This window comes from Roseateles sp. P4_D2 (assembly GCF_056401875.1).
In genome coordinates, this window is the sequence record NZ_JBFUIM010000010.1 from 190,843 (window position 1) to 202,927 (window position 12,085).

Below are 12,085 nucleotides of genomic sequence, written 5' to 3' on the forward strand. Positions count from 1 at the left end.
GACGAGCCGGGCACTGCCCGGCTCCCCTGAGGCTTATTGGCGGATGAAGTCCAGCAGGTCCTGGTTGAGGCGGTCCTTGTGCGTGTCGGTGATGCCGTGCGGGCCGTCGGCGTACTCGATGAGGCGGGCGCCCTTGACCAGCTTGGCCGTGGCGCGGCCGGTGGTCTCGATGGGCACGATCTGGTCGTCGGCACCGTGGATGACAAGCGTCGGGATGTCGAACTTCTTCAGGTCGGCGCGGAAGTCGGAATGGAAGAAGGCCTCGATGCTGTCGTAGGTGGCCTTGGCTCCGGCCTGCATGCCCTGCACGTAGAAGCTGTCGACCAGGCCGGCCGAAGGCTTGGCACCGGGGCGGTTGAAGCCGAAGAAGGGGCCGCCGGCGATGTCCTTGTAGAGCTGGGCGCGGTTGTCGAGCGAGGCCTTGCGCAGGCTGTCGAATACAGCGGTGGGCACGCCTTCGGGGTGGGTCGGGCTCTGGACCATGATGGGCGTGACGGCGCTCACCAGCACGGCCTTGGCGACGCGTGCAGTGCCATGGCGGCCGATGTAGCGGGCCACTTCGCCGCCGCCGGTGGAGAAGCCCACCAGCGTGGCGCGCTTGACGTCCAGCGCGCGCAGCACGGCGTCGAGGTCGTCGGCGTACTGGTCCATGTTGTTGCCCGCCCAGGGCTGGCCCGAGCGACCATGGCCGCGGCGGTCATGGGCGATGACGCGGTAGCCCTTGTCGGCCAGGAACTGCATCTGCGACTCCCAGCTGTCCGCGTTCAGCGGCCAGCCATGGCTGAAGACGACGACCGGGCCGGTCTTCGGGCCCCAGTCCTTGACGTAGAGGGGCGTGCCGTCGTTGGCGGCCACGTAGGGGCTGGCGATGGCCGCCTTGGTCGGGGCGGCCAGGGCCTGGGTCTGGACGGCGAATCCACCGATGGCGATGGTGGCGGCGAGAGCGAGGCGGGTGAAGGCGTTCATGGGGGGCTTTCGAAAGTGATGGGGTTGGGGCGTGGCGATCAGGCGGGGCGGTGGGCTTCGCCGCGGCGCGCGGCGTACTCGGCCACCAGGGCGGCGTAGCGGTCGCCCTGGCGCAGGGTGGCGTAGCGTTGGCGTGCGGCCAGCAGGGCGGGCGTGTCCTGGCCGGTCTCAGCTGCGGCGCGCTCGGCAGCGGCGAGGCCCGACTCCTGGTAGACCTTCAGGTCGGCCAGCACCTCGGCCCGCGAGACGGTGGACGCCACGCTGACGTTGGTGCCCGACTCAGGGTCCGTCACATAGGACTGCGCGTCGGCTGCGGTGCCGACAAGGGCGGCGCTGGCAAACAGCAGCTGGAAAACGGCGCGGTTGAAGCTGGGTTGGCGGGTCATGGCGGGCTCCTGGAAGTCGGTGTCTTGGGGTGGGGTTTGTTTGTCTTGCGACAGAACGAACTTTGCCGATGAAGCTCGTACTTGAAATACCATTTGGTACGTCTTAGTTTGCAATTCGTACTGACCATGGCCGACCGACTTGCCGCCCTCTTCACGCACTTCGCCGTGCGGGCCGAGACCTTCCAGACCGGCCCGCTGTGCGGCGTCAACAGCCTGGAGCCCCAGGCCGGGCGCGGCCAGCTGCACCTGATCCGCGAGGGCGGCGTCGAGGTGCACCACGGCGCGCCGGAGCTGCTGCGCATCGACAAGCCCAGCCTGCTGCTCTACCCGCGCCCGCTGGCGCATCGCTTCGTCACGGACCCGAGTTGCGGCGCCCAGTTCGTCTGTGCCCACATGGCCTTCGAAGGCGGCGCCAGCCACCCCATCGCCGCGGCGCTGCCGCCCTGGGTCTGCCTGCCGCTGGCGGCGGTGCCGAGCTGCGCGCCGGTGCTGGGCCAGCTGTTCGCCGAGGCCGAAGCCACTCACTGCGGCCGCCAGCTGATGCTGAACCGGCTGTTCGAGGTGCTGATGATCTGGGTGCTGCGCGAGCTGATGTCGCAGGGCCAGGTGGAGTCGGGCATGCTGGCCGGCCTGTCACACCCACGGCTGCGCGGGGCACTGGTGGCCCTGCATGACTCACCCCAGCTCGAGTGGCCGCTGGAGGAGCTGGCGGCGCAGGCCGGCATGTCGCGCACCGTATTCGCCAACACCTTCCGCGACGTCGTCGGCTGCACGCCGGGCGTCTACCTGCAGCGCTGGCGCATCGGCCTGGCGCAGAAGGGGCTGCGCGAAGGGCGGGCTCTCAAGCACATCGCGGCGGACGTGGGCTACGGCGGCGAGGCGGCGCTGTCACGCGCCTTCCGGGCGCACACGGGGCAGTCGCCGAGGGAGTGGCGCAAGGGCGCGTTGCCGCAGGGCTGAAGGCGAAGCGGCGCCTAAAGCGCCTTGCGCAGATTCGCTGGCGCGATCTTCATCGCCTCGCGGTACTTGGCCACCGTGCGCCGCGCGCACTGGATGCCTTGCTCTTCCAGCATGGCCGCGAGCGCGCTGTCGGACAGCGGTTTCTTGATGTCCTCGGCGGCGACGAACTGCTTGATCAGTGCGCGCACCGCGGTGCTGGACGCCTCGCCGCCGGCCTCGGTGCTGAGCCCTGAGCCGAAGAAATACTTCAGCTCGAAAGTGCCCCAGCTGGTGGCCATGTACTTGGCCGTCGTCACGCGCGAGATGGTGGACTCGTGCAGGCCGAGCTCGTCGGCAATCTCGCGCAGCACCAGCGGCTTCATGGCCAGCGCACCATGCGTGAAGAAGCCGCGCTGGCGCTCGACGATGGCCTGGCTGACGCGCAGGATGGTGTCGAAGCGCTGCTGGATGTTCTTGATGAACCAGCGCGCCTCCTGCAATTGGCCGCCGAGCGGCGAGTTGCTGATGCCGCCGCGCGTGGCGCGCAATGCGTTGGCATAGAGGTCGTTGATGCGCAGCTTGGGCGCCACCTCGGGGTTGAGCATGACGCGGAATTCGCGGCCGCTCTTGCGCACGATGACGTCCGGCACGATGGCCGCCGCGGCGCCCTGAGTGAAGCGCCGGCCGGGCTTGGGCTCGAGCTGGGTGATCAGCCCCTGGGCTTCGCGCAGCATGGTTTCGTCGGCACCAGTCTCGGCCATCAGGCGGCGCATGTCGCGGCGGGCCAGCAATTCCAGATGACCCTTGCAGATCAGGATGGCGATGACCTGGGCAGGGCACTTCGGGCAGGCGCGCAGCTGCAGCACCAGGCATTCGGACAGGTCGCGTGCGGCGATGCCCGCGGGCTCCAGGCTCTGCAGCAGGCGCAGCGCGATGCGCAGGCGGTCCAGCAGGTCCTCGCGAGTCTCTTCGTCCTCGATGAGGGCCGCGGCGATCTCCTCGAGCGGGTCTTCGAGGTAGCCGTCCTCGTTCAGCGATTCGATCAGCACCTGCAGGGCGGCGCGGTCCTCCGGCGACAGGTGGTGGCCGGCGAGCTGCTCGGCCAGGTGCTCGGCCAGCGTCAGTTCGGCGAATTCCTGGCTCTCGCGCTCGCCGTCGTCGTCGCCGCTGCCACTGCCGCTGCTGGAGGGCAGCTCGCGGATGCCGTCGAAGTCGTCCTTCTCGGTGCCGTTCTCCCAGTCCTCGCGCTCGGTGCCGCCGAAGTCCTCGCCGCTCAGCTCGGGCGCCTCGGCGGTCTCTGCTTCGGCGCCGGTGTCACTGCTGGTTTCCGCAGCCGACGTTTCGGCCGGCGCATTGCTGGCCAGCTCGGGCGTGCTGACGGTGAATTCCTCTTCGGTCTCCAGCAGCGGGTTGCTGGCCAGCATCTGCTCGACTTCCTGGTGCAGCTCCAGCGTGGACAGTTGCAACAACCGGATGGATTGCTGCAGCTGGGGCGTCAGCGCGAGATGCTGACTGAGCCTGACCTGGAGCGTCTGCTTCATGGCGCGACGTCTTTCGGGCCGAGCGCTGGGCTGCCATGGGCCAGAGGCCCATGGCCTGTCGTAGGCACAAGCAGTCCGCAGGGACTGCTTGTGTCCGACTCCAGTTCACCAAGCCGGCCCGCCATGGCGATGTGCTTGCGGCTCGATGCCGCAAGCATCGCCGCCCCCTCGGGGGCTGAGGCCGGACACATTGCGCCCAGTGGGCGCGATGTGCCTGCCGAAGGGATGCGGCGCAAGCCGCAGCGCGGTCTGCAAGACCGGCTAGGCTGGCCCGCGTTCAGCAGGGCAAGACTGGACGAGGGGCTCATCACATTCTGAAGTTTTCGCCGAGATAGACCTTGCGCACGTCGGCGTTGGCCACGATCTCGTCGGGCGTGCCTTCGGCGAGCACGGCGCCCTCGCTGATGATGTAGGCGCGGTCGCAGATGCCCAGCGTCTCGCGGACGTTGTGGTCCGTGATCAGCACGCCGATTCCGCGCGCCTTCAGGAAGCCGATGATGCGCTGGATCTCCAGCACCGCGATGGGGTCGACGCCGGCGAAGGGCTCGTCCAGCAGGATGAAGCGCGGCTGTGTTGCCAGCGCCCGGGCGATCTCGACGCGACGGCGCTCACCGCCCGACAGCGCCGGCGCCGGGCTGTCGCGCAGGCCTTCGATGGAGAGGTCGTGCAGCAGGCTGTTCAGCAGCTCGTCGATGCGTGCCTTGGACAGGGCCTTGCCGCGTTCGTCCTGCTGCAGCTCCAGCACCGCACGGATGTTCTGCTCGACGGTCAGCTTGCGGAAGATCGACGCTTCCTGCGGCAAGTAGCTCAGGCCCAGACGGGCGCGGGCATGGATGGGCAGGCGCTGCACCTCGGCGCCGTCGATGCGGATGACGCCGGCGTCCGAACGCACCAGCCCGACGATCATGTAGAAGCTGGTCGTCTTGCCCGCGCCATTGGGGCCGAGCAGGCCGACGACCTCGCCGCAGTCCACGCGCACATGGACATTCTTGACGACCTTGCGCACGCCATAGGTCTTGGCCAGCGCCTCGGCCTCAAGGCGGCTTCCGCATTCCGCCGCGGGGCGGCTGGTGACGGGTTCGGCCGTGGTCATGGAGATTTCGGCGGTGTGATCGTCGTGGATGGCTGCAGCGGCAGCCCTGCCGGGGGCGCCGAGGCCGGGGTGTCGGGCTGGGCGCGCGGCATCAGCACCATGCGCACGCGGCCATTCGGGTTGGGCGAGGCGCTGCCGCCTTCCAGCGCGAAGACCTCGGTGCGGCTGTCATAGATGATGACGGCGCCCGTGACTTCCTGGGCCACCGTCGCCCCGTTCATGCGGCGCACATTGGCATTGCCGATGAAGCGCACGGTCTCGGACTTGGTGTCGTATTCGAGCTGATCGGCATGGCCTTCGATGGCTTCGCCGGGCGTGTCGCGCGCCTGGCGGAAGCTGACCGGCTGGCCGGTTGCACCGCTGGCATAGGCCTGGTGGTAGCCGTCCCGGGTCTCGCGCACGTCCACCTTCTCGGCGCGCAGCATCAGCGTGCCCTTGGTGATGATGACGTTGCCGAACAGCTCGGTGCGCTGGTTGACGCTGTCGATCCGGCCTTCCTTGTCGGCCGTGAAAACCATGGGCTTGAGCCGATCGGCTTTCTCCGCCTGGGCGGCGGAGAAGGCGAGCGCCAGAGTGAGCGCAGCGGCGAGCGGGATCAGTTGGCGGGGCATGGCGGCACGGAAGTTGCAGGCCATTCTAGGGGCCGGTTGCCGTCCCCAGCCTTTCCCAGGCGGCAAGTCCGTCAGGAAACCTTGCCAGCGCGTGCCATCTTGACGAGGAAGTCCGCCACGGCCAGCGCTTGTTGGCCCTGGGCCACCTCGCTCTGGCCGGGCGTACCCGCCATGCCAGGGTCGGTGCGCCAGCGTCCGCCGATGACGAGCGTCGGCGTGCTGTCGGCGCCGCTCAGTTCGGCCAGCTTCATGCCTTGCTGCACCTTGGCCTGCACGCCGAAGGAGCCGAAGGCCTGCTTGAACTTGGCCGTGTCCACGCCCAACCGGCCGACCAGGGCGACGACGGCAGCCTCGTCATTGGCTTCGACGCCGCCACGGTGGAAGGCGCTGAAGATGCCGCCGTGCACTGCCGGCGTCAGCGCGCCCATCGCCTCGAGGGCGTAGTACATGCGCTGGTGCAGCTTGAGCACGAGCTGCGCGCCCACCGGCACGCGGCGAAAGCTCACGTCGGCCGGCAGCTGGTGCACCCAGGCCTCCAGCAGCGGGTCAAAGGTATTGCAGTGCGGGCACTTGTAGAAGAAGAACTCGATGACCTCGATCTTGCCGGGCGTGCCCGGCAGGGTCTGGCCCAGGCGCGCGTAGTGCTTGCCCTCGACCGGGCCGCCCTGGGCGAACACGGCTGGCGCGAAGCCGCCTGCGATCAGGATCGCGGTGGCTTCCCGGCGCTTCATGTTGGCACCCTTCGGCCTGCGGCCTGACCGCCTGAGCGGAAGCGAGCTTGCTTGGGGCGGCCCGGCGCGGCGCTCATGCCTTGTTCCTCACGCGCTGGATCAGAAATTCGGTGATCTGCAGCGCTTTCTGGCCGAGCTCCTCCTCGGGCAGGCGCTGGCCGGCGGCGGCCTGGCTGGGCGACGTCAGGAAGCGGCCACCGACGCCGATGCTGGGCACGCCGTCGATGTGATAGGCCTCGGACAGCTTCTCCGCCTGGGCGCATTTAGTGACGACGCCGAAGGAGTTGTAGGCGTCCTGGTACTTGGCCGGGTCGATGCCCAGGGGGGCCAGGAACTTGGCCTGGCTCTTGGCGTCGTCCAGGGCCAGGCCCTGCTGGTGAATGGCATTGAAGATGGCCGGGCGCGCGGCCGCTTCCTTGCCCATGGACTCCAGCGCAAAGAACATGCGCTGGTGGATCTTGACGTTGGCGCGGAAGGCCACGTGCACCTTGCGGAAGGCCACGTCGGCCGGCAACTGCTTGGCCCAGGCCTCGATGGCCGGCTCGAAGACTTTGCAGTGCGGGCAGCCATACCAGAAGAACTCGATCACCTCGATCTTGCCCGGCGTCGTGGGCAGTGGCGGGTTCAGCACCAGGTACTGGCGGCCTTCAATGGGGCCGCCCTGGGCGAGGGCGTTGCCGGCAGCACCAGCGAGGGGCGCGGAGGCGAGCAGGGCGGAGAAATCGCGGCGCTTCATGGCGGCAGTCATCCTTCAGGCTGTGGTTGGGTCAGCGTTGTACACGAACGAGATTGGCCTCGAAGCCAGCCCCTTCAATCTTGCGCTGCAAGTCTTCGGCGGCCTCGCGCGTGTCCGAGGGGCCTAGGCGCACGCGGAAGACGGTGCGGCCGTTCTGCTCGCGCTCCATGACCTTGGCGGTGAAGCCCTGGATGGCCAGCTTGGCCTTCTGGGACTCGGCCTCTTCGGGGCGGGTGAAAGCGCCGGCTTGCACGAAGTAGACATAGGCGTCGGCACCGGCGGCAGCTGTCGCGGTGGGCGCGGAGGCGGGTGCTTCGGCCTTGGCGGCTGGCTTGGCAGGCGGGGGCAGGGCTGCCGTGGCGGCGGCGCTGGCCGTCGCGGCGGCCGCACTGGCGTTCGTGCTGGGCGGCGGCGGCGGCGCAGTCGCCACCGGCGCGTTGACGACACCGCTGGCGCTGCGGGCGGCCTTGCCGGCCAGCGGCGCGTTCGGATCCCAGTTGCGGTTGCGCTCGGTTTCGGCGGCGTCCTGCTCGGCCGTGCGCTGGGGCACCTTGTTCACGAAGGGGATGGGCACCTTGGTGATGTACAGGGCCACGCCCAGCGCAACGGCCAGGCCCACCAGCAGGCCGACGATCAGCCCGAGGACGAAGCCGCCTTTCTGGTTCTTTTGGCCGGCGGGTTTCGAGACAGCAGTCATTCGTTCTCCGTGAGGGATTCGGCAGATTCAGGAATATCGCGGTTCATCTGCTCGGGCGCGCTGACGCCCAGCATGCCCAGTGCATTGGCCAGCACCTGGCGCGTCGCGGCCAGCAGCGCGACGCGGGCGCGGCTCAGCTCGGGTGCCTGGTCCAGCACCCGTTCGGCGCCGTAGTAGGAGTGGTACGCACCCGCCAGATCGCGGGCATAGAAGGCCACGTCATGCGGCGCGATGCCGGCGGCGGCACCCGCGAGCATGTCGGGATAGGCGGCGAGCTTGAGCATCAGCGCCTCCTCGGTCGGCGCGGTCAGCAGGCTCATGTCGGCGTCGGCGATGGTGGACACGTCGCCGCCCCATTTGCGGATCACCGAGCAGATGCGCGCATGGGCGTACTGCACGTAGAACACCGGGTTCTCGTCGTTGGCCTTCAGTGCCAGGTCGATGTCGAAGACGAACTCGGTGTCGGCCTTGCGGCTGATCAGGAAGAAGCGCACCGCGTCGCGGCTGGTCCAGTCGATCAGGTCGCGCAGCGTCACATAGCTGCCGGCGCGCTTGGAGATCTTGACCTCCTCGCCGCCCTTCATGACCGTGACCATCTTGTGCAGCACGTAGTCCGGGAAGCCCTGCGGGATGCCCATGTCGACCGCCTGCAGGCCGCCGCGCACGCGGGCGATGGTGCCGTGGTGGTCGGTGCCCTGGATGTTGATGCACTGCGTGTAGCCGCGCTCGAACTTGTTGATGTGGTACGCGATGTCCGGCACGAAATAGGTGAAGCCACCCTCGGACTTGCGCATCACGCGGTCCTTGTCGTCACCGTAGTCGGTCGAGCGGAACCACAGCGCGCCGCCTTCTTCATACGTCTTGCCATTGGCGACGATGCGCTCGACCGTCTTCTCCAACTGGCCGCCGGCGTAGACGCTGGTCTCCAGGAAATAGCTGTCGAACTTCAGGCCGAAAGCCTGCAGGTCCAGGTCCTGCTCGTGGCGCAGGTAGGCGACGGCGAACTGGCGGATGCTGTCCAGGTCGTTCACGTCGCCCGAGGCGGTGAACTCGCGGTCGTCGGCCTTGACCGTTTCCTTGGCGAGGAAGGCGTCGGCGATGTCCTGGATGTAGTCGCCGTTGTAGGCCGCCTCGGGCCATTCGGCGTCACCGGGCTTGAAGCCCTTCAGGCGCATCTGCGTGGAGTTGGCCAGCGTGGCGATCTGCACGCCGGCGTCGTTGTAATAGAACTCGCGGGTCACGTCGTGGCCCTGGCTCTGGAACACCGAGCACAGCGAATCACCCAGCGCCGCCTGACGGGCATGGCCCACGTGCAGCGGGCCGGTCGGGTTGGCCGACACGAACTCGATCATGACGTGCTTGGCCGTGGGCGCGCGGTGACCGAACTTCGCTCCGGCGGCCAGCACTTCGCCGACGACAGCCTGCTTGGCTTCGGGCTTGAGGCGGATGTTGATGAAGCCCGGGCCGGCAATCTCCAGCGCCTGCACCCAGGTCTGGAAGGCCGGTTTGGCTTCGAGCGCGGCGATCAGTCGGGTGGCCAGCTCGCGCGGGTTGGCCTTGAGCGGCTTGGCCAGCTGCATGGCGGCGGTGCAGGCGAAGTCGCCATGGGCGGCCTGCTTGGGGGATTCGAAGGCCACGGCGGCGTTCGATCCGGGGGCAATTTCCTGGAGGGAGTCGGCGAGTGCGGCGAGCAGCGCCTGCTTGGCTTGGATCATGGGCGGGATTCTAGGAGGCAGCCCCTGAACGCATGAGCCGCCGGCGGCGCCGACTCAGCCGGCCGTCGACTCGTGACAGGCGACGCAGAGTTTGTTGCCGTCCGGGTCGCGGAAATAGGCGCCGTAGTAGTTCGCGTGGTACTGGGGCCTCAGCCCCGGGGCGCCCTCGCAGCGGCCGCCGTGGGCCAGGGCCAGCGCATGGGCCTGGTCCACCTGCGCGCGATCGGCAGCCAGCAGCGCCACCATCTGGCCATTGCCGGGCACGTGCTCCTCGCCGTCGAAAGGTTTGCCGAGCAGAAACAATGGCCGTGGCCCGGGGCTGCTTTGCCATCCGGCCCAAGGTTTTTCGGGTTCGCAGAAGCGCTCGGCCACGCCCAGCAGTGCCATCAACGGACGGTAGAACGCCAAGGCGCGCTCGAAGTCACGAGTACCGAGAAATACGTGGGAGAACAAGGGCCGGCACCTCCAGGAGCGGCCCGTATCATGCCTCGCGATGACCGCCTCTGCTGACGATCTGCCCGCCCATATCGGCCGCTACCAGGTGCTCAAGCGCCTGGGCGAGGGGGCAACCAGTGATGTCTTCCTGGCCCGCGATCCCTTCCAGGACAAGGAGGTGGCTATCAAGCGCATGCGCGCCTGGGCGCCGCCGCCCAATGCACCGGCCAGCGATTTCAGCAACCGCTTCTTCAGCGCCGAGGCGGCCCTGGCCGGGCGGCTGCACCACCCCAATGTCGTGGCCATCGTCGACGCCGTGTCCGAGGAGGCCGCGCCTTATCTCGTCATGGAGTACGTGCCCGGTGTCACGCTGAAGCACTTCTGCCGCAGCGACCGCCTGCTGCCGCTGGACCAGATCGTCGAGCTGGGTTTCAAGTGCGCGATGGCCCTGAGCTATGTCTACCGCCAGGGCGTCATCCACCGCGACGTCAAGCCGGCCAATCTGCTGGCCGTGCTGGACCAAGGCGGCCAGGTCGTCGACGTCAAGGTCAGCGATTTCGGCTCGGCCCTCAACCTGCTGGCCGATTCCACCCAGATCCACCGCGTCGGCTCGCTCGCCTACATGCCGCCCGAGCAGATCGAGGGCGGCGATGTCGACTGCCGTGCCGACATCTACGCCCTGGGCGCCGTGCTCTACCACCTGATCAGCGGCCGCCCGCCCTTCGATGCGCCGCACCAGATGGCGCTGATGCACCAGATCTACCACCAGCCGCCGCTGCCGCTGATGGGCCAGCGCCAGGGCGTCACCGAGGGGCTGGATGCCGTCGTGCTGTGCGCGCTGGCCAAGAACCCGCATGAGCGCTTCGCCGACTGGGAGAGCTTTGCGCAGGCCTTGTCGGCGCTGGTGGCCAGCCAGCAGGTGCCGCTGAACCGCCTCGGCGAGGTGCGTGACTCCGAACGTTTCAACCTGTTGCGCTCGCTGGAGTTCTTTGCCGACTTTGGCGACGTGCAGCTGTGGGAGGTGGTGAGGCGCGCGCGCTGGAAGCGCTACCCCGTTGGCCATGCCCTATTCAGGCGCGGCCAGGAGGGCAACAGCTTTCACATCATTGCCCAGGGCGAGGTCCAGGTCTTCCGCGACGGCCGGCTGGTGGCCTCGCTGGGCCAGGGCACCTCGGTGGGCGAGATGGCCTATCTGGCGCCCAACCCCGACCTGCGCCGGCACAGCGCCGACATCCGTGTCAGCCAGGAGTGCACGACGATCTGCTTCACGCCCGAGTCCGTCGGCCAGCTGAGCCCCGAATGCCAGCACCGCTTCGACCGCGGTTTCATCCGCGTGCTGGTGCGCCGCCTTCACGCGGCCCACGAGGCTCTGCACCATCCGCGAAGAATTCTGTGACGCCGATGAAACACGGCTTGGCAGTGTCATGGGCGCATGCTTGAATTGACTCGCCTATCCACCTCCCGAAGAAGGAGTTCCCGATGAAACGAATTGCCATCCTGCTCGCCTGTGCCGCCGTTGCCTTTGGGGCCCAGGCCACGCCGCAGCAGGACAAGATGAAGGCCTGCAATGCCGAGGCCAAGACCGGCGGCAAGAAGGGTGACGAGCGCAAGGCCTTCATGAAGGAATGCCTGTCCGGTGGCGCCGCTGCAGCATCTGCGCCCGCAGCTGCTCCTTCCAGCGCCGCCTGCGACAAGTCTGCCGCCGACAAGAAGCTGCATGGCGCCGCAGCCAAGAGCCACATCAAGAAGTGCATGGCCGACGCCGCCTCGGCGCCCAAGTGACTGGCTGACAAGCCCTGTAGGACGAGAGCCACCTTCGGGTGGCTCTTTGCTTTGTACGCTAGGACAAGTCCCACGCCTCATCGGCCCCTGGGCTGGTTCCGGCGCCGGCGGCTGGCGACGAAAGTTGACTCACCTGATCACCTCCCTCAAGGAGCAGACCATGAACAGCTTTGCAACGTTTTCCAGCCCGAATGGCGCCTATTGGCGCGTGACGGTCCTGTCCCTCGCCGCAGCCGCGACGCTGGCCCTGACGGCCTGTGCGGGCATGTCGTCCCGTGAGACCAGCACCATCGTCGGCGCCACGGCTGGCGCTGTCGTCGGCGGCGCGGTGACCGGCACAACCACCGGTGCCGCCATCGGCGCTGCGGCCGGCGGCGTCGTCGGCAATGAAGTGTCGAAGAAGAGAAACCGCTGAGGAATGAAGAAGGCCGGCGCAAGGCCGGCCTTTCCTGG

At 68.1% G+C, this 12,085-nt stretch carries 14 protein-coding genes; 4 read left to right on the top strand and 10 right to left on the bottom strand.

The window, feature by feature from the left end:
* Positions 1 to 33 precede the first annotated feature (33 nt).
* Both AC1DW0_RS19125 and AC1DW0_RS19130 read right to left on the bottom strand, forming a co-directional pair.
* The gene (locus AC1DW0_RS19125) at positions 34 to 966 is read right to left on the bottom strand and encodes an alpha/beta fold hydrolase (protein ID WP_477947380.1); all 933 of its coding nucleotides are present in this window, start codon (positions 964 to 966) and stop codon (positions 34 to 36) included.
* Between the two features lie 38 nt (positions 967 to 1,004).
* Complete coding sequence (locus AC1DW0_RS19130; RefSeq protein WP_056200478.1) at positions 1,005 to 1,352, bottom strand: hypothetical protein; 348 nt, start codon at positions 1,350 to 1,352, stop codon at positions 1,005 to 1,007.
* Between the two features lie 126 nt (positions 1,353 to 1,478).
* On the opposite strand from AC1DW0_RS19130, the gene AC1DW0_RS19135 reads away from it, so the two are divergent.
* On the top strand, positions 1,479 to 2,312 hold the full coding sequence (locus AC1DW0_RS19135; protein WP_056201295.1) for an AraC family transcriptional regulator: 834 nt from the start codon (positions 1,479 to 1,481) through the stop codon (positions 2,310 to 2,312).
* 14 nt (positions 2,313 to 2,326) lie between these two features.
* Here AC1DW0_RS19135 and AC1DW0_RS19140 read toward each other — a convergent pair whose 3' ends face one another.
* The 8 genes from AC1DW0_RS19140 to AC1DW0_RS19175 form a co-directional block, all read right to left on the bottom strand.
* Positions 2,327 to 3,832 (bottom strand): RNA polymerase factor sigma-54, encoded by a 1,506-nt coding sequence (locus tag AC1DW0_RS19140; protein WP_056200476.1) that lies wholly within the window; start codon positions 3,830 to 3,832, stop codon positions 2,327 to 2,329.
* 307 nt (positions 3,833 to 4,139) lie between these two features.
* Positions 4,140 to 4,925 carry an LPS export ABC transporter ATP-binding protein gene (lptB, locus tag AC1DW0_RS19145; RefSeq protein ID WP_056200473.1) on the bottom strand — a complete coding sequence of 262 codons (786 nt, stop codon included), beginning with the start codon at positions 4,923 to 4,925 and terminating at the stop codon, positions 4,140 to 4,142.
* Entirely contained in the window at positions 4,922 to 5,536 is a 615-nt protein-coding gene (gene lptA, locus AC1DW0_RS19150) for a lipopolysaccharide transport periplasmic protein LptA (RefSeq protein ID WP_162247822.1), read from the bottom strand. The genes lptB and lptA overlap by 4 nt, the downstream gene beginning before the upstream one ends.
* Positions 5,537 to 5,607: 71 nt before the next feature.
* Entirely contained in the window at positions 5,608 to 6,267 is a 660-nt protein-coding gene (locus AC1DW0_RS19155; protein ID WP_056200468.1) for a thiol:disulfide interchange protein DsbA/DsbL, read from the bottom strand.
* 73 nt (positions 6,268 to 6,340) lie between these two features.
* Positions 6,341 to 7,003 (bottom strand): thiol:disulfide interchange protein DsbA/DsbL, encoded by a 663-nt coding sequence (locus AC1DW0_RS19160; protein ID WP_457322278.1) that lies wholly within the window; start codon positions 7,001 to 7,003, stop codon positions 6,341 to 6,343.
* A 31-nt stretch (positions 7,004 to 7,034) separates the two neighbouring features.
* Positions 7,035 to 7,700: an SPOR domain-containing protein gene (locus AC1DW0_RS19165; RefSeq protein WP_056200461.1), complete on the bottom strand. Its 666-nt coding sequence runs from the start codon at positions 7,698 to 7,700 to the stop codon at positions 7,035 to 7,037.
* Entirely contained in the window at positions 7,697 to 9,415 is a 1,719-nt protein-coding gene (gene argS, locus AC1DW0_RS19170; protein WP_056200458.1) for an arginine--tRNA ligase, read from the bottom strand. The genes AC1DW0_RS19165 and argS overlap by 4 nt, the downstream gene beginning before the upstream one ends.
* 54 nt (positions 9,416 to 9,469) lie before the next feature.
* On the bottom strand, positions 9,470 to 9,868 hold the full coding sequence (locus AC1DW0_RS19175) for a VOC family protein (RefSeq protein WP_056200455.1): 399 nt from the start codon (positions 9,866 to 9,868) through the stop codon (positions 9,470 to 9,472).
* Positions 9,869 to 9,908: 40 nt separating this feature from the next.
* Between AC1DW0_RS19175 and AC1DW0_RS19180 the strand changes: the two genes are divergently transcribed.
* From AC1DW0_RS19180 to AC1DW0_RS19190, 3 genes are all read left to right on the top strand, one after another.
* The gene (locus AC1DW0_RS19180) at positions 9,909 to 11,246 is read left to right on the top strand and encodes a serine/threonine-protein kinase (RefSeq protein WP_056200452.1); all 1,338 of its coding nucleotides are present in this window, start codon (positions 9,909 to 9,911) and stop codon (positions 11,244 to 11,246) included.
* Positions 11,247 to 11,329: 83 nt separating this feature from the next.
* Complete coding sequence (locus tag AC1DW0_RS19185; RefSeq protein ID WP_056200449.1) at positions 11,330 to 11,632, top strand: PsiF family protein; 303 nt, start codon at positions 11,330 to 11,332, stop codon at positions 11,630 to 11,632.
* Between the two features lie 160 nt (positions 11,633 to 11,792).
* Positions 11,793 to 12,047: a glycine zipper domain-containing protein gene (locus AC1DW0_RS19190; RefSeq protein ID WP_056201292.1), complete on the top strand. Its 255-nt coding sequence runs from the start codon at positions 11,793 to 11,795 to the stop codon at positions 12,045 to 12,047.
* The last annotated feature ends 38 nt before the right edge of the window (positions 12,048 to 12,085 follow it).